The organism is Bifidobacterium sp. ESL0820 (assembly GCF_052606235.1).
This window is the reverse complement of the sequence record NZ_CP199594.1, coordinates 1,522,025-1,539,643: the sequence shown is the minus strand read 5'-3', so window position 1 is coordinate 1,539,643 and position 17,619 is coordinate 1,522,025. Positions and strand designations below refer to the sequence as shown.

Annotated in this window: 12 protein-coding genes; 8 read left to right on the top strand and 4 right to left on the bottom strand. The window is 54.0% G+C overall.

Translation table 11 applies throughout. The features are described from left to right. Positions 1-736: 736 nt before the first annotated feature. The 6 genes from ACUIAH_RS06075 to ACUIAH_RS06050 all read left to right on the top strand — a co-directional run bounded on the left by ACUIAH_RS06075 (position 737) and on the right by ACUIAH_RS06050 (position 9,333). Complete coding sequence (locus tag ACUIAH_RS06075; protein ID WP_445340681.1) at positions 737-3,067, top strand: glycoside hydrolase family 36 protein; 2,331 nt, start codon at positions 737-739, stop codon at positions 3,065-3,067. Between the two features lie 263 nt (positions 3,068-3,330). After that, positions 3,331-4,596, top strand: coding sequence for an ABC transporter substrate-binding protein (locus ACUIAH_RS06070; protein ID WP_445340680.1), 1,266 nt, complete (start codon positions 3,331-3,333; stop codon positions 4,594-4,596). An 88-nt stretch (positions 4,597-4,684) separates the two neighbouring features. Further along, entirely contained in the window at positions 4,685-5,677 is a 993-nt protein-coding gene (locus ACUIAH_RS06065; RefSeq protein WP_445340679.1) for a carbohydrate ABC transporter permease, read from the top strand. 65 nt (positions 5,678-5,742) lie between these two features. Next, positions 5,743-6,543 carry a carbohydrate ABC transporter permease gene (locus ACUIAH_RS06060; protein ID WP_313842288.1) on the top strand — a complete coding sequence of 267 codons (801 nt, stop codon included), beginning with the start codon at positions 5,743-5,745 and terminating at the stop codon, positions 6,541-6,543. A gap of 180 nt (positions 6,544-6,723) precedes the next feature. Further along, positions 6,724-7,824: a LacI family DNA-binding transcriptional regulator gene (locus ACUIAH_RS06055; protein WP_445340678.1), complete on the top strand. Its 1,101-nt coding sequence runs from the start codon at positions 6,724-6,726 to the stop codon at positions 7,822-7,824. Positions 7,825-8,973: 1,149 nt separating this feature from the next. Continuing rightward, on the top strand, positions 8,974-9,333 hold the full coding sequence (locus tag ACUIAH_RS06050) for an ATP-binding protein (protein ID WP_445340677.1): 360 nt from the start codon (positions 8,974-8,976) through the stop codon (positions 9,331-9,333). A 221-nt stretch (positions 9,334-9,554) separates the two neighbouring features. Here ACUIAH_RS06050 and ACUIAH_RS06045 read toward each other — a convergent pair whose 3' ends face one another. Next, positions 9,555-10,586: a LacI family DNA-binding transcriptional regulator gene (locus tag ACUIAH_RS06045; RefSeq protein WP_445340676.1), complete on the bottom strand. Its 1,032-nt coding sequence runs from the start codon at positions 10,584-10,586 to the stop codon at positions 9,555-9,557. Positions 10,587-10,903: 317 nt separating this feature from the next. On the opposite strand from ACUIAH_RS06045, the gene ACUIAH_RS06040 reads away from it, so the two are divergent. Together ACUIAH_RS06040 and ACUIAH_RS06035 are read left to right on the top strand one after the other, a co-directional pair. Next, entirely contained in the window at positions 10,904-11,683 is a 780-nt protein-coding gene (locus ACUIAH_RS06040) for an SDR family oxidoreductase (protein ID WP_198201105.1), read from the top strand. Between the two features lie 126 nt (positions 11,684-11,809). Next, positions 11,810-13,144 carry a gluconate:H+ symporter gene (locus tag ACUIAH_RS06035; protein ID WP_198201106.1) on the top strand — a complete coding sequence of 445 codons (1,335 nt, stop codon included), beginning with the start codon at positions 11,810-11,812 and terminating at the stop codon, positions 13,142-13,144. A gap of 103 nt (positions 13,145-13,247) precedes the next feature. Here the strand turns inward: ACUIAH_RS06035 and ACUIAH_RS06030 are convergent, their stop codons facing one another. The 3 genes from ACUIAH_RS06030 to ACUIAH_RS06020 all read right to left on the bottom strand — a co-directional run bounded on the left by ACUIAH_RS06030 (position 13,248) and on the right by ACUIAH_RS06020 (position 17,561). Continuing rightward, on the bottom strand, positions 13,248-13,541 hold the full coding sequence (locus ACUIAH_RS06030) for a nuclear transport factor 2 family protein (protein WP_445340675.1): 294 nt from the start codon (positions 13,539-13,541) through the stop codon (positions 13,248-13,250). 218 nt (positions 13,542-13,759) lie between these two features. Continuing rightward, a complete protein-coding gene (locus ACUIAH_RS06025; RefSeq protein WP_445340674.1) occupies positions 13,760-14,602 on the bottom strand; it encodes a formate/nitrite transporter family protein in 843 nt (280 codons plus the stop codon). A 121-nt stretch (positions 14,603-14,723) separates the two neighbouring features. Beyond that, positions 14,724-17,561 (bottom strand): ABC transporter ATP-binding protein/permease, encoded by a 2,838-nt coding sequence (locus tag ACUIAH_RS06020; RefSeq protein WP_445340673.1) that lies wholly within the window; start codon positions 17,559-17,561, stop codon positions 14,724-14,726. Positions 17,562-17,619 lie beyond the last annotated feature (58 nt).

Sequence of the window (17,619 nt, the reverse complement as noted above, 5' to 3'; positions counted from 1 at the left end):
GTCACATTTTTGTTTCCTATGTAGTCCAAGCATGAAAAGTCAGAACTTATGACGTAGTAATTCTCAATTGTTGGGATTCAGCAAATTCAAACCGCGTGTATAGCGATAGAGATGCTTACCTTTTGTAACACAGCATCAAAGCGTATGTCTGCGAAGTAGCAAACTTTACAGCACCAAATACATTAAAACATTGAGATAAATCGAATCTAACATAATGGCCATTATTGGTAGATAAGGTCTATGCCCTTACCCTGTATTTTCGTCAGCATGTGGACGTATGAGGGTACCTGCGGTCGGCTTCTCTTTCGCGAACGTAAAGTGGCCGTGTCGTAAGGTTTGGGCTTGAAAGGGTAGGTTAACGCGTCGGTTGTTGATGATGTGTTGATACTCAAAGGGCTATGTCACGCCGCTTAGAGGCAAGATCAGATGGATACAGGTAATCTGTCGGCGGCTGTGTCGGTGGTGTCGGCCAGAGGCCTGGTGGTCAGATCGGGGCATAGGTGCTGTGGGATAGATAGTGGGTATACAGATCCGTTTGCACTTGGCAGTGTGTAGACCTCAAAGATGTTATTCTAAAAGGCTGAAACTCAACTTGCATTGGAAACGATTCCGATTTATATTAATCATGTTATCTGCTTGCAATTGTGCGGACTAATGAACATTATCTCCAGCAATGGCGCTTGTGTAGCATGGAAAAAACGATACCAAAGTAACGATACCAAAGGAGCTAAGAACAATGGGGTCTCTGTTGAAATGGGGCAACGACCTTTTGCAGATTGAGTTCACGACAAAAGAAGATCGTCCGGTCACTGTTGCCGCTATGACATTCTCTGCATCGCGCTCGGGTTCCTACACTTCAAATTTTCAGGAATCCAACGCACTGTCGCAGCATGGGGCACATACATCCGAGATGGAAGCTGCCTCAGCAGTCACGTCGGTTGCTCCACCGACGGATACAGGGAATATGGAGAATGATGTCCGTATTGTCTTTCCAAACCCACTGCCGATGCTTCAGGTCTTGGCATCGGGGCGTGGATGGGGTCATGTTCATGCTGGCCGCCGTCTGATCCAAACGTCCCTGGCTGCAATGTTGCATTATGAATCTTATGAGTCAACTCATTCGGGACAGTTCAGTCGGCTTGTCATCCATTTGGGCAATAAGACTGAACGCGTTGAAGCGGATGTGACTTTTGAACTGCCTGACGTGTGCAGTATGTTCCGTGTGCGTTCGACTGTGCGCAATACTGCCGAATCTTCGATGACACTGGAATCCGTGCCAACATATTGCCAACCCTTCGGGAAGAGGGCGAATTTCAATGAGGGGAGTGACTCCCTCGATGAGTGGTATCTGGCTGAATGTAAGAACGATTGGCTCGGCGAAGGCCGTTGGTCTTGGAATACCATGCGTGAGTTATGCCCATCCTTAGGCAATGAATTGGACGGCAGAAGTCCACAGGGAGCGCACAGTCTGATTTCCGAAGGCACATTCTCAACAGGGACAGCACTTCCCATGGGTTTGCTCGCTGCGCCCGCGGAACATTTCGGTTGGATTTTTCAGGTCGAAAATAACGGTGCCTGGCGCTGGGAAGTAGGAGAGGCCGACAATTCTGACGGCTACCTTGCTTTGAGCGGACCTGATTACCGTGATCATGGCTGGTCGAAGACGCTCGGCAAAGGCGAATCGTTCACCAGTGTGCCGGTTTCTGTTGCTCCGGCGCAAAATTTTGATCAGGCAGTTGAAACGATAACGCTGTATAGGCGGGCCTACCACACGCCTGATGACCACATCGCAGAACCAAAAATCATCTTCAATGATTACATGAATACCCTCAACGGTGACCCTACTACTGAACGGCTGTTGCCATTGATTGACTCGGCGGCTCAAGTCGGAGCAGAAATTTTCTGCATCGACTGCGGGTGGTACGATGACACTGGCAATTGGTGGCCATCTGTCGGCGAATGGAAACCGTCGCATACGCGTTTCCCGAATGGGCTTTCCGAAGTCATCGATGCCATCAAAGCGCATGGCATGGTGCCCGGGCTTTGGATGGAACCCGAGGTGGTCGGGATCCATAGTCCGTTGGCCAAACAGCTGCCGGATTCCGCATTCTTCCAGCATGACGGCAAGCGTGTGGTGGAGCAGGAACGTTATATGCTCGATTTCAGGAATCCGATTGTCGTGAATCACATGAACGAAGTTGTGGATCGACTCATTGATGATTTCGGCGTGGGCTATTTCAAGTTTGATTATAACGTGACGCCTGGTCCTGGAACTACGTATCAATCCGACAGCGCGGGTGACGGCCTGCTTGAGCATAACCGGGCTTATCTCGCATGGATTCGTGACCTTTACCAGCGTCATCCCGGTTTGGTGCTGGAAAATTGTTCGTCGGGAGGAATGCGAACCGATTTCGCGCAGACATCGAGTTTCCGCTTGCAATCCACTTCTGATCAACAGGATTACAAACGCTACGCGACTATTTCGGCTACTGCACCGATGGCGATGCTTCCAGAGCAGGCCGGGAATTGGGCCTATCCTTCTGCGGACATGGACGATGAGCAGTTTGTATTCGCAATGACGAATACAATGTTGGGGCACTTTTTCCTTTCGGGGTATCTGAACCGCTTTTCGGACAAGCAAATCGATATGGTTCGCGCAGCTGTTGACGCCTACCGGAATACGATTCGAACCCGGCTTGTCAATGGTGTGCCGTTTTGGCCAATCGGTTTGCCTGGTTGGAATGATGACAAAGTTGCGCTTGGCATCCGACCGCTTTCTCCTGAGACCAGCAAAGCGAATGAAGCTGATCATGAGGTGTTGATTACCGTCTGGGGCCGTAACGCAGATAACGGCGAGGTATCTCTTCCCGTACTGGCTTTTAGAAATCACGACTGTGAAATAGTGCCTGTTTTCCCGGGGGATAGCGGCGCCAAAGCTGACTGTGCGCTGAACAATGCTTTGCCTGGACAATGGTCATTTCGATGGAACAGGGAAGGGGGCAGTTTAGATATTCATATACCGGAAGGAACATATACGGCGAGAACAGTCATGCTGCGAACTTGCTGAGGCTTGTGCAGATGTGTTTGAGGTTGTTTGAGGTGTGTTGAAACATGTTGAGATACGTCATGGTGCGCCTCGCTCGCGAGATTCGTATACAAAATATTGCTATTTATAATAGAAAGGGATAAACAATGAAGTTAATCCATGAGTGGCGTAGGCCCCTTGTAAAGAGATTCGCCGGAGTTTCAACAAAGCGTGTCGCTCGGGCGGTCGCAGCTATGCTGGCAACGGGGTTGTGCGTAGGAACAGTGGCAGCATGCGGGAACCCGGTGGCCAGCAGCGATGACACAGACACGAAAGCAGTTGGTTATTGGCCGAAAACGAGTCAGAAGCTTGACGGAGTGAACCTGACATTCTGGTCGGGTCCTCAGTCCAATAAGATCCCAGTTCAGGTCATTAACGCTTTCCAGAAGAAAACAGGCGCAAAGGTCAAACTGGTTACGATTCCCGAGGTTTATGAAAATAACTCTCAGAGCAAGATTACAACTGGAGATGTTCCCGATCTTGCTTTCTGGCAGCCTACGCGCTCTATGCTTACAGGTTTGGTGGCACAAGGCAAGTTGCAGAAACTAGACAATGCCCCGTTCGAAAAGGATTATAAAAAGGGCATCGATGACGAGGCAGGGCTTTACAAGAATACTCGTTATTCGATTATCATCAGCATGCCTCCCACCATCGGAGTCTATTACAACAAGGAAGTCTTCAAGGCTGCCGGCATCAATGAGGTACCGCAGAATTGGAATGACTTTGTCGCTACGGCGCAAAAGATCAAGGACGCCAACCTGCCCAACGTCGGTTCGCCGCTGTATGAAATGGGCGGTTCCCAGTGGGGCACTCAGTGGGCTGTGCAGGCGCAACTGGCCGAAGCAGCCAAGGCCGGACTCTGGGATCGTGTGAATTCAGGCAAGGAGAAGTTTACCGACAGTCACATTCTGGATGCTATCACCGAGTATCAAAGTCTTTTCAAGAGAGGCTTGTACAACACCGACGCAGGATCTGCCAAAGATACCGCTCAGGAGAAAGCTCTGTGGGAGGGCAACACCGCTATGATCTTCGGCAATGCTAGTCAGTTCCTCGGCGTTACGGCGCTCGCGAATCACGACAAGAGCGCGCTCGACCAGAGAATCGGTTACTTCCCGGTCTCGAAGAGGGGCAACTATGCCACGCTTATTCCCGACGGTTCCAATGCGGTTGTGGCGTTCAAGACCAAGGACGCCAAGCGTGAGGCAGCTGCGCGGCAGTTCCTTAACTTCTGGATGACCGATGACTACAAGGCTTTCATTGATGAGCAGAATATCATCTCCGTGAAGAAGAACGTGGATTCTCCTGCCACTGTTCCCCAAGCCAGTTTGGACATGGCCAAGTCCATCCAGCACAGCGTCGGCGCTATGCAGCTGGAAGCGATTGCTAACCCTGATCTCTATGTGAACCTGGCCAATATGGTCAACGACACTATGACACCACAGCAGGTTGCGCAGACCACACAGGATCAGTTCACCCAGGTGGCCAAGGCCCAGGGAGCAAAGGGCTTCTGATATCACGACTTCCGACTTCCGCTGGCTGAAGCACGATTCTGAACCATCTGCAGCCAGCGGATTGCCGATTGTCGAGTCTGGCGCACACATGAAAAATGCAAAAAACAAGAAAGGGCCTGTGATGTCTCAGACTGTCCTTACTGGTTCCGCCGCAAGCGTGAAGCAGGATTCCGGTAGATCCGAATCTGTTGGCCGGAACTACAAAAATCAAGTGATGAAGAAAAACTATCCGCTACGCTTCCTCGTGCCGGCAGGCATTGTCCTGCTCATTTTCTTCTTCATTCCTACCGTTTTGAATTTCGTTTACGCGTTTACTGACTGGTCTGCGTTTAAAACCAGCGTTTCATTCAATGGCTTCGACAATTTCACGAGCCTGTTCAAGAACGGCGTTCTGCTCAGGGATTTGAGAATCACGCTGACTTTCGCCGTCTGCGAGTCTTTCTTCCAGAATACCTTTGGTCTGATTCTCGCTGTATTTCTCGAAAAAGATACGTTTGAAAACCGTATTGCCCGGGTGCTTTTCTTCATTCCGGTGCTGATGTCGGCGCTCGCTGTTGGCTATGTCTGGCAAGCCCTTCTGCAGGCGAATGGTGCTCTTGACCAGATTCTGGGTTTCTTTGCCGGAAGAACCATCAGTACGGCTTGGCTGGGAAGTACCACTTGGTCGATCGTCATCGTCTCGGCCATTCAAGGCTGGAAGTGGGCCGGGCTCGCCATGCTCATCTATTTGTCCGGCCTGAAGACCATCGATGAGGATGTGCTCGAAGCCGCTCAGATTGATGGTGCAAATGGGTGGCAGACTTTCTGGAAAATCAAGTTCCCGCTGCTGGCACCGGCGCTTACTTTCAATGTGGCGACTTCGTTGCTGGGCTCGATGAACGGCTTCGACACGGTTCAAGCCACGACGGCTGGCGGCCCCGGCGGGTCCACGGAGATTCTCAACCTCTTCGTCTGGCGCACGTTCGGACAAGGGCTGTATTCCCAGTCAACGATGATGAGCCTGTTGTTGTTCGTTGTGGTCATGATCATCGCTATTCCGCTTATTTGGTACTTGCGTAGAAGAGAGGCAAAGATCCTATGAGTGTAGTAAATTCTCAATCCGTTAAGAGCACTGTCGTCAACAAAAAGCGGCATGGCAGGAATATCGTGCATACGGTGCTGCTGGTTGTACTGGTTGTGGTGGCTTTAGGCGTGCCTTTCTACCTGCTGGTGGTAACAGCTGGAAAAGACCAGGCTGAAGCGTTGCGGCTGTCACTGGCGTTGCCGACCAAGTGGCATCTGTTCGAGAACTTTAGTGTCGTCCTCGCTCAGGGCAAGATGATTCCGGCGTTCTTCGGCTCACTGCTAGTCACGCTGCCGTCAGTGGTCATAGCCTTGGTATTCGGTTCCATGGCGTCGTGGATTCTGGCCCGGCGTACAACGAAAGCTATGGCAGTGGTGTACGCTCTGTGCATTTCCGGTCTGATTCTTCCACCGGCAGTGGTGACTGTCATGCTGCTGCTGAAAATGATTGGTTTGGCGGGAACCGCGATAGGCATGATTTGCGTCTACATCGGCATTTACCTGTCGACGGTCATTTTCTTCGTCACTGGTTTCATTCGTACCATTCCAATTTCGCTGGAAGAATCAGCGCGTATCGATGGCGCCAAGCCGATAAGGGTTTTCTTCACGATTGTGCTACCGCTGTTGGGGCCGACTCTAGCATCCGCGACGATTCTCCTCATTCTCTACATTTGGAACGATGTCTTCTATGCCTTGTTCATTCTTTCAGGTAAAATGGATACGTTACCTTTGAATTTGTACAACGTGGCAAATGCGGGAATGTATTTGAATAATTGGCATTACATCTTTGCCTACATTATTCTGATGAGTTTACCGTTGCTGATTATCTTTGCCATTGCGCAAAAGAAGATTATCTCTGGCATAACTGGAGGCGCGGTGAAGTAGATCTCTGATCCATCGATTGGATTTGTCGATTGTGGGCGTTGGCTGATTCGAACGTATGGCTGCCGGCTGTACGTTGAGTGAGAACTGGTCGCGTCTGAGTAGCGAATGGATCCGATTGATACTTTCCGGCGGCTGTTCAACGGCTGCCGGATAATTTTGCTTGCGAAAGGAGCGTTGACAATGGCTACAGCGAAAAAGCGGGCGCCTTCTATCAAAGATGTGGCGCGCGAGGCTGGTGTTTCAGTGACCACTGTTTCGCGGTATCTCAACGGCGGCCCCAATCTGAGTGAGGGCAGGCGTAAGGCCATCGAGCTCGCGGTGAAAGAGCTGAATTATCGGCCGAATATCATCGCTCGAGCGCTGGTCTCTAGTGAATTTCGTTCTATTGCCGTTATGGCTACGGACATTTCTCTCTACGGTTCCATGCAGCTGATCCAGGGCATCGAAGAGGCAGCCCGTGTGCGCAAATATCTAGTCACCGTCACATTGGTGAATGACGATGACGGGGAGAAGAAGGCCAAGGAAACCGTGGATCAGCTGATCCAAAACGGTCCCACCGGCTGCATTCTCATCGATTTGGGCAATTCCAGCCTGCTGCACGCGTTCATTGACTATATTTCCAAAGCGCTACCTACAGTCATCATTGATGAGGCCGATGTGCACCTGCATTCCGGCAATCTAATGCTCGGGGCCTATGAAGGCGGCTATCAGGTCACGAAATACTTGCTCAGACTGGGGCATAAAACTGTTTTCCATGTTTCCATACCGAAGAATGATAACAAATATAGCAGATCCTTGGGTTGGCGGCAGGCGCTCAAAGATGCCGGCGCCAAGATTCCTGAGCCACTCGCTTGCACCTGGGACCCGCGTAAAGCCGAGCAGATTGGCAAGTATCTCGCGTCATTCCCCGATGTCACCGCCGTGTTTGCTGGGAATGACGAGGTGGCTGCGGGTGTGATACGAGGCATACTGTTGGAAGGCAAGCGTGTTCCTGAAGATATCAGCGTCGCTGGTTTCGACGGCAATCCCATTGGCGAGGTTACAGTCCCGAGTATCACAACCTGGCAGCAGAATTTCCAGACGATAGGTGCTGCCGCCGTGGAACGTCTCGCCGACAAGCCCAATCAGGAGAGGGGCGAAAGTGAAGAGAGCGGTGCCGCTGGCGGGCATGCTTTGCCGCACTTTGCCGCCGAAGTGAATCTTCATCCAGACGAGAATAGTGACGACGTGCCTTCCAGACTGATTATTCGCGAATCCACGGCGTCACCTAGAGTGGCGTAAAAGACGCCGATTGCTGGCATTCGGTGCAATGGAAGTGAAATCCGTATGTTGTATGCTGCTAAATTTGCCGAATGGAAGCTGTCAAGCTGGTGAAGTCGAATAATGCGTGAAACCAGAGTTGCTGTGGTGGATGACGATTCGATGAGCTGCCAGCGTCGGGAAAGCCGATAAGCATTGACGCACATACTCAGCGCACTGCCTGACATTCCGCGTCTGTATGCAGCGATCAGCGAATGGATGGGGTGCCTTGTCTAAAAAGTCTCGGTGAAATGTTATTGTGTTCCTTTTATATGTGGGTCTGTTACTGATAGTCGGCGTGCAGTATTGGGCCGGTTCTCTGCCAATCACCTTTTGGATATTCAGCATGTGCGTGGCTGTGTTGTGCATGTATGGTATCGTTGCGCTCGCTTCGGGAGCGGATGCTTTCAGCAGCGTGTACCTGATGGTGCGGGCATTTGTGTTGGTCGAGCTCATCGCTTCTTAGCATTGGCAGCTTGACAGTTTCCTGCGTCCCCCAGGGACAGTCGATTTACGCGCCGCTTTCGGTGCTGATTCTGGTGGCAATCTACGGTGGCTACGGATTGTTTGCATGGTTTGCGGAGCGATGGAATTTCGCCGAATTCAGCGATAAGTCCTTGCCTAAGCGAAGTGTGCTGAACACCGTCATGATAACGATAGCCATGTTCGTATGTCTAATTTGAGTTTCGTATCCACTAATACGCCATTCTCGGCCGGGTCGGTTTGGAAGTGTTTTACATCCGCACGCTTGTGGACCTGTGTGCGGTTTCGTATTGCTGTACGCCTAGCGAGAGAAGCTGTGGCAGAATCATGCCATTTTCGAACCGGTGTCGATGGACGCTCGCGCGTATAGTTAGCATCAGGAGTACTTGGCGTTCCAAGAGGAATTTTGAGGCCACGGGCTGAATCTCCCACGATTTGAAGCACTGGATTGTGGCTCTGCTCGTGGAATTAGATTTTGAGAGCACGTCTCAGAATTTCACTCAGTTGAAAGCTTCGGTGCAGCGTTACGGTTCGCAGCAGCACATCGGCAATCCCATGCTAGACGCTGCGTTACCGATCAAGGAGCAGATGTGCGCCGATTAGGGCATCACGCTTACCGCAGTCGCTAAAGGCAAGCCGCTCGATGGCATGACGACATCCATGGATATCTCTACATTGTTCGGCAACGCGTTAGATAATGCCATCGAGGCGTCGAAGGAGATTGCCGACCCCAGCCGTCGCTTGATACGGCTGGCATTGTTCGCACATGAGCATTTCACCGTAATTTGTATTGAGAACTATTTTGTCACGACGTTGCGTTGGAAAGGCAATGGAGATTTGGCGAGCACTAAAAGCAGCAAGGGTCTGCACGGCTATAGCGTCAAATCGGTTCGTCACATCGCCCACGAACATCAGGGTGAGGTGTCGATAGATGTCGTCAGCAATTGGTTCACGCTCAACATTCTGTTGCCGCAGAAAAACGAAAAGCTGACTCGCTGGTCCGAATAGGTTAAGCGCAGTGTGTGAGCGTGCCGTGCATCTCTGCGCGTTCTCTATGGCGCGACACGCCTTGTCAGATGAATTCACACCCTTTTAAGGCATTCTTGCCCTGATGAGCTTGAATGGATGCTTACATACTTAGAATCGACGAGATTGATTGGACGGTGTACCGGCAGACATGGCGCAGCTGATCCTGAGTACACAGTACGGTGAGAACTTGGATTGCAAGCCTAAGCAGAGGGAGCCGGAACATTTTTGACTGGCAGGCTATAACTTTTACTAACTCCGTACGGGTCGTGTCCTGCCCTGACCTCTTCCATCTGCAAGCAGAGATTAGAGGCGGCCTGCTCGCCCAGGGCTTTAGGATTCTGCTCAAGCAGATAGATGCCGTTTCCCACGTATTGCGACCAGTCCCAGTCGTCGAAACTTACCAGGCCCAAGTCCCTGGGGAAGACGAGTCTGAGTTCCCGGAGAGAGGCAAGTGCATCGAAGAGAAGCGGTCCCATCAAAGAAACCAAAAGAGTCTTGCCGGTGCCATCTTCGGCAATGCCAGTTATTTCTCTTCTGATCTGTTTGGACAGCCATGATCTGTCATGGTCGCCCATCTCTATCCTGGCGTATTTTCTTCCCAAGGCCTGGGCTGCCCTAGCGAATCCTTCTGCACGAATCGTCTGGGCGGATATCTGGCTCAGCACTCGGCTCAGAACCACCACTTTCTGATAGTGCCCGGCTAGGAGTTTGGAACCCAGGGAGAAGCAGGAGTCAAAATTGTCGCTGGTGACCCGGCTGATCTGGTGGGGTTGATCCTCTATTTGCCTGTCAACCATGACCAGAGGAAGATGAGACGTTGAAACGGACTTGTAGGCTTCAAAATCGTAGGCATCGGGCTGGATAATCAAACCGTCTACTTGCTGGGAGAGCAGTCTGTCAATTTCATCTTTTTCCTGGAGGACTGAATTATTTGAGTTCATCAACATAACGTCATAACCGGCCGGCTGGAGGACGTTGTAGATTCCTTTGAAAAGAAGTGAAGAGAAAACGTTGGAAATATCGCCGACAATGACGCCGACGATCATGCTCTGACCCCGCCTCAGCTGTCTTGCCGAGGCACGAGGGGTGTAGTGAAGACGGTTTACAGTGGCCTCGATGCGTAATCTGGTGGTGGTACTCATCTTCTGATAGTTGCCGTTGATGAAGCGGGAAACCGTGGTGACGGAGACGCCGGCCTCACGGGCTATATCCGCTATGGTCGCCTTGCTCATGTCGTCCTCCTGGAATCCGCTCCTTGTCCGCGGTTGCAAAACACGGCAGGTATCGGTTCTTCTTCCTGTACTTCACTAGGCTAGCCCAGGTTTTGGATTACGGCAGCGCTGTAGCCACAGGATTCAGAGGAATGACTGAATTGACATGCTGGGCCTAATCGTGTATACCTGTGGTTAATCGATAAACCTTATAAAACGTTGCTGTTTGAATATAAGGAATATCGATAAACTGAGAAACTGTGCCCCGTCGTCAGCCAAATGAGCAATAGGAAGTGCTACAGGGCAGCGCGCCGGGTGTTCAACGAAAGGATGAGTCGATGGTGGACGATGACTTCTCGTTAAAGAGCTTTGACCTGACAGGCAAAGTGGTTGTCATCACGGGCGGTGCCAGTGGACTGGGCGAATGCTACACGCAGGCTGTGACCCAGGTTGGAGCCGATGTCATGGTCGTTTCGGACACCGAGAGGAACTGGGACAAGACCGGGGAATTCGTCCACGCCCAAGGGCATCGCCTGGTCCTCATGAAGCAGGACATTACGCAGGATGGTGCGGCCGACAGGGTAGTAGAGAGGGCGATGAAGGAGTTCGGCAGGATCGATGTTCTTATCAACAATGCTGGCATGCAGCGTCGTCACCCTCTGGATGAATTCCCCGACGAAGATTGGCGGGCTGTCATTGACCTCAATTTGAACGCCCTGTATTACCTATCCCATGCAGTGGCAAAGGTGATGATGAAGCAGCGTTCTGGCAAGATCATCAATATCGGCTCTATGCAGTCCTACCGGGCAGGGAAATACATCTTCCCCTACGCTGCCAGCAAGCATGCAGTCATGGGGCTTACGAGGGCTTTCGCAGATGCCCTGGCACCATATAACGTCCAAGTCAACGGAATAGCTCCGGGCTATATCGATACTCCCATGACCAAAGCCCTCCAGGAAGACCCAGTCCGCAGCGTAGAGATCAGGGATCACATCCCTGCAGGACGTTGGGGGCAGCCCTCGGAACTCAAGGGTGCCATGGTCTTCCTCTGCTCCAAGGCCTCAGACTACATGAACGGAGTCATGATACCCGTGGACGGCGGTTACCTTCTGCGCTAATAGGCAATGCGGTATCCCCGGCATAAGTTGCAGGCTGGGGGTACTGGCACTCCTCTTCAGTCTCCGATCGGTGTTGATCGGGAATCCTGAACACGATATCTGACGTCACCCACAAACGAGGATCCAATGAAGCTTCTTATAGTTGCCTGCGCCGTAGCAGTGCTTATATTTCTTATAGTTAAGGTCAAGCTCAACACTTTCGTTTCCCTGATCATCACCTCCATCCTGGCAGCCCTGGTTCTGCAGATTCCTCCTGACAAGATTCCCACAACCATTGAGACCGGCATCGGAGGTCAGCTAGGTCACCTTGCCATCATCTTCGGATTCGGCTCCATGCTGGGCAAACTTGTCTCTGACTCTGGCGGCGGTCATCGCATAGCCATGACCCTGATCAATCGTTTCGGGCGCAAACGTATTCAGATAGCTGTAGTGCTGGCTTCCTTTATCGTCGGACTGGCGCTCTTCTTCGAGGTGGGGTTGGTTGTTCTCCTGCCGATCATCTTCGTCATCGCTCGGGAACTTGACATGCCTCTCATGTATCTAGGCATTCCCATGGCCGCAACTTTGAATGTGACTCACGCCTTTCTGCCGCCTCACCCCGCTCCTACGGCCATCACTGCGACCTTGGGCGCCAACATGGGCCAGGTCCTGATTTATGGCATTATCGTTTCCATTCCCACGGTCATCATTGCCGGTCCCCTTTTTAACTCCTTCCTCCACCGTGTCTGCCCATCGATGTACCACAAAAACATTGATGTGGCTGTCTTGGGCGACTTCAAGGAGTTCGAAGAGAAGGACACCCCCGGGTTCTGGATCAGTGTTTTGACCTCCATGATGCCGGTCATTCTGATCGCTGTGGCCACGATATGTTCCTTCGTCTTGCCCAAGGCCGCACTTATTACTAAGGTCATCACCTTCATCGGTGCCCCCGACATCGCCATGCTGCTCTCTTTGGTTTTCGCGGTATGGTCCATGGGATATGCCCGAGGCAAGAAAATGCCTGAGATTGCCGGATCCATGACGGAATCGGTCAAGCAAATCGCCATGATGCTCCTCATCATTGGCGGTGGCGGCGCCTTCAAGCAGGTCTTAGTGGATGGTGGCATCTCGGATTACATCTCCACCATGTTCGCTCACATCAACATGCCACCACTGATCGCGGCTTGGCTGGTGGCAGCAGTTCTCAGGGTGTGCTTGGGTTCTGCCACTGTGGCCTCGCTGACAGCCGCTGGTTTGGTTGGTCCTTTGATGGCCATGTCATCCGTAAATCCGGCCCTGATGGTTCTGGCTGTGGGGGCAGGATCCGTCGTGGCCGATCACGTCAACGACGCAGGCTTCTGGATGATCAAGGAGTACTTCGGACTCAGTCTGAAGGAGACATTCATGTCCTGGACCACGGTGACCACGGTTCTTTCTGTGACCGGCCTTGCTGCAGTCCTCCTGCTTTCGCTGGTGGTCTAAGGGACCTTGGGGAGACGAGGTATAGTCTCCACTAAAGAAATGGGGGAGGGGCAACTCCTACGGCAAGTGATGTTGTAGGAGTTGCCCCTCCTCGAATTCGGGGTCAGAAGAGGCCGTTGTCGTTGCGTGACTTCACGCCTTCTACGTTGTGCTCGATGATATCCCAATGCTCAGCCAGCCGGCCATCCTGCAGTCGGTAGATGTCGCAAACCTTGTTGACATGGTCGTTCTTCAATGTGCACTTGAAGAAGACGTAGACCATGTCGTCCTCGCCGTTCAGTCTGATGATGTCAATTTGCGGGCCCAGGGACAGAAAGCCCTTGATGAACTCCAGGAATCCTGACTTCCCATCGGCACATGTTGGGTTGTGCTGGATGTAGTCGTTTCGCATGAACATGTCGATATTACTGGTATCTCCCCGGCTGAAGACCTGGTCGTAGAACTCCTACACCAGGGACTTGCTGGCTGCCGTCTCAGTCTCGCCCATCATGAACCTCCGCTTTCTGCCTGTATATAAATATTCGAGTTTCTTCATGAGTAGGTGTCTTTGCGCAGGCTCGTAAGCACGTATGCGGTTTCTGATGAGCGGGGGACGGCAGCAGGCGGGAAGGTTAGTCAGGCCTTGAACCGGCGCTCGTCGTTCATGGTGGCGAAGTTCAGGCCGATCAGAATGCCGCCGCCTATGTAGTTGCCCAGCATGGCCACTAGGACCACCAAGATCGCCTTCCAGGCGTTGACCCGCCCGAAGACGCCCAGGATAAGGAAGAGGGCCGAATCCGCTATCGAGTGCTCGAACCCGCAGAAGGCGAAGACGAAGACGGCCACGACCATGATGATGCACTTGGTGAAGTCGTTGGAAAGCTTGCCGTTGTAGACCATGAGCATGGCGATGTTGATGCAGAAGTTGCACAGGATGCCGCGCACGAACAGGTCAGCGAAGCCCATGGGACCGCCGGAGACGTAGCCGGTTTTGGTCGCTGCGGCCGCCAGCATCTGGTCCAGGGTCGAACCGCTGACGATGGATGAGAAGCGCAGGATGACGGCCACGATCAGGGCTCCGGCCAGATTGCCCAGAAGGCAGAGGACCAGGATCCGCAGGGAGGCCAGCCAGCCCAGGCGCTTGTGATAGGCGCCTATGGTGACCACCATCATGTTGGAGGTCAGCAGTTCGGAGTTGGTGTAGTAGATCAGGACCAGGGCCCAGCCGAAAGTGGTCGCCGCCAGGACCCGGCCTGCCAGGATCAGGCCGTGGTCTGCGGGGTTCTGGCCGGCCTGGCCCATGATGACGAAGTAGGCAGTGAAGAAGATACCCACAAAGAGGCCGGCCATGGTGGCTCGTTGCATGTACTTGCCGGTCAGGGCGCCGCTCATGGTCTTCTTGCTCTCGACCACGTCCAGGACGGTGCTGATGAAGGCCCGCCCGGGGAAGAGGGGCTGCCGTTTCTGTTGATCTGTCATCTGATTGGATTGCTCATTCACGGGGTTCATTATGGCATTCCCGAGTAAAGAGGGACCGCCCCCAAGGCCCGACTGTGCGGGAATTCACTTCTTTGCCAGTGTCACCCAGTGTCGCTCAGCCTCACTCGGTGCGCAGGGCGGTGGCGGGATCCTGCTTGGCTGCCTTCCGTGAGGGGATCAGGCCGCCGATCAGGGTCAGGACCACGCTCAGGATGACCAGGGCCACGCCGCCCGATGCAGGCAGGGCCGCGTTCACCTCGGTGGTCCCCATGAAGTGGTGCATGATGCTGTTGGCCGGAATGATCAGCAGCAGGGTGATGCCCACTCCCAGCAGGCCTGCCAGAAGTCCGATGAGGCCGGTCTCGGCGTTGAAGACGTTGGACACGTTCCGCTTGGAGGCGCCCATGGCGCGCAGGATGCCGATCTCCTTGGTCCGCTCCAGAACCGATATGTAGGTGATGATGCCGATCATGATGGAGGAGACCACCAGCGAGACCCCGACGAAGGCTATCAGCACGTAGGTGATGACGTTGATGATGGTGGTGACTGAATTCATCATCAGGCCCACGTAGTCGGTATAGACGATCCTGTTCTTCTCCGCGGCCTTGTCGTTGTAGTGCTTGATGGAGTCACCCACGGAATTCTTGTTCTCGAAGCTGTCCGTGTAGATGCTGATGCGGGAGGGGGCGTCCCGGGAGATCAGGCCGAAGTCGCTCAGGTTGTCGGCGTAGGTGCCAGTGGAGACATACTGGTTGTAGATGGCGACCAGGGCATCCTGCGGGGCGGTGGCGATGTACTGGTCGAAGGCCTGGGCCGTCTGCTGTTCGGCAGAGGCCCCCGTGGGGATCCCCGCAGAACCTTGGGCTCTCGCAGCGGCTCCGGCCCGGCCCTGACCCAGACCTTGGCTGTCCTGGCCGGCCATGGCTGCCGAGCCCTTCATGATCTCCTGGGCCATGCTGGCCTTCTGGCTGACGCCCAGGGATGCGATATAGGCCTTGGCGTCGTTGGCCTTGGCGGCATCGTCGGCAGGGGCGAAGGCCATCCCGTTGAGGACGCTGTGGCCCTGGTCGGCCTCCTGGTCGGTGACGATGGGGCTGGTCTTGGCCTGGTCAATCAGGTAGTCGGTCAGCTGGCGGGTATACCCGACGCCGACCTTGAGTGGCGTGGCCTTGGCCCCCTGGTTGGGGCGGACGATGCCGACGATGTGCAGCTGCAGGCCCTGGTCGGCGGCCTTGGTCATCTGGTCGGTATTGTCGCCGATGTAGTGGTAGTGGCCGTCGGTCCCCTTGGCATACTGGTCAGCAGCGGGCACCAGGGAGAGTTTCTGGTCCATGGCCTTGGCGTATTCGATGGGCTTGGTGTCTACCTTGACCTCCTGGCCGCTGTTGAGCTTGTTCATCATGTCGGTGTACTGGCTGGAGGGGAGGATGCCCAGCTTGTAGAGGCTGGTGACGGGCATCTGATTGTTCTTGTCCAGCACCAGGACCACCTGATCCTTGGCCTTGGGCCAGGTGCCGTTCACCACCTGGTAGTTGTCGGTCACCACCTTGCTGATGGTGGTCTTGGCATCGGCCCCCGGCATGATCTCGCCGAAGATCTCCGGGGCCTTGTTCTTCTCGGTCTTGCCGGTCAGGTAGGACATCTGCATGGACTGGATATCGCCCATGTCGCTGTCAGTGTTGGCTGTGGCCATCTGGCTGGCGGTGGAGCTGGCATCGTCCTGCCCGCCCATGGTCACCTTGTCCGCAGAGACCAGCTTGCCGTCCGGATCGTGCCCGAAGACCGAGAACTTGGTGGCGTAGGAGTATTGGATGCCCACGGACCCTACGTACTGGTGGATTTCACTCTTGGGATTGTCCAAGTATTTTTTGAAGTCTGTCAGGTTGTTCTGGGTGATGCTGCTGGTCAGGCTGGAGGCCCCCTTGACGCTGGAGTCGTCCGGCTGAATGGCCTTGAGATCCTTGTGGGCCTTGGCCTCTTTCTGGGTTTCCTGGGCAGAGTCCACTATTTTGTTCAGGTCGAAGGACTGCTCCTGAATGGTGATGGGGTAGGAGGTCATGGTCTCCCGCTGTATTCTGTCGATGTAGCGGTTGACCCCGGTGGACACCGACAGGATCAGGGCGATGCCGATGATGCCGATGGATCCGGCGAAGGATGTGAGTGCAGTCCGGGCCTTCTTGGTCCGAAGATTGTTGAAGCTCAGCGACAGGGAGGTCAGCAGCCCCATGGAGGCCTTGCCGAAGGTGCGGTGGCGGGCCCGGCGGATGGGCACCTGGTCGTCGGGCAGGGGGTCGGAGTCGCTGATGACCGAGCCGTCGTGCAGCTCCACGATCCTGGTGGCGTACTGGTGGGCCAGCTCGGGGTTGTGGGTGACCATGACCACCAGCCGGTCCTGGGCCACCTCCTTGAGCAGGTCCATGATCTGGATGGAGGTCTCCGAGTCCAGGGCTCCGGTGGGTTCGTCGGCCAGGAGGATGCGAGGGTTGTTGACCAAGGCTCTGGCGATGGCCACCCGCTGCATCTGCCCGCCCGAGAGCTGGTTGGGCCGCTTGTTCACATGCTGGCCCAACCCCACCTGCTCCAGGGCCTTCCTGGCCCGTTCGCGCCGCTCCTGCCGATGCACGCCCGAGATGGTCAGAGCCAGCTCCACGTTGGACAGGATGCTTTGGTGGGGGATCAGGTTATAGCTCTGGAAGACGAATCCCACGGTGTGGTTGCGGTAGGAGTCCCAGTCCCTGTCCTTGTATTTCTTTGTGGAGGTGCCGTTGATGATCAGGTCGCCCTGGTCATAGCGGTCCAGCCCGCCGATGATGTTGAGCAGGGTGGTCTTGCCGGAGCCGGAGGGGCCCAGGATGGCCACGAACTCATTGTCGCGCAGGTTGACGCTGACATCGTTCAAGGCCTGCTGGACGAAGTCCCCCGTTTTGTACTGTTTGGAGATGTGTTCGATCTGCAGCACCGTCGTCCTCCGCTTTCTGGATTCTCAATGGTTTTAATGGCATGGACTTATGGACTCT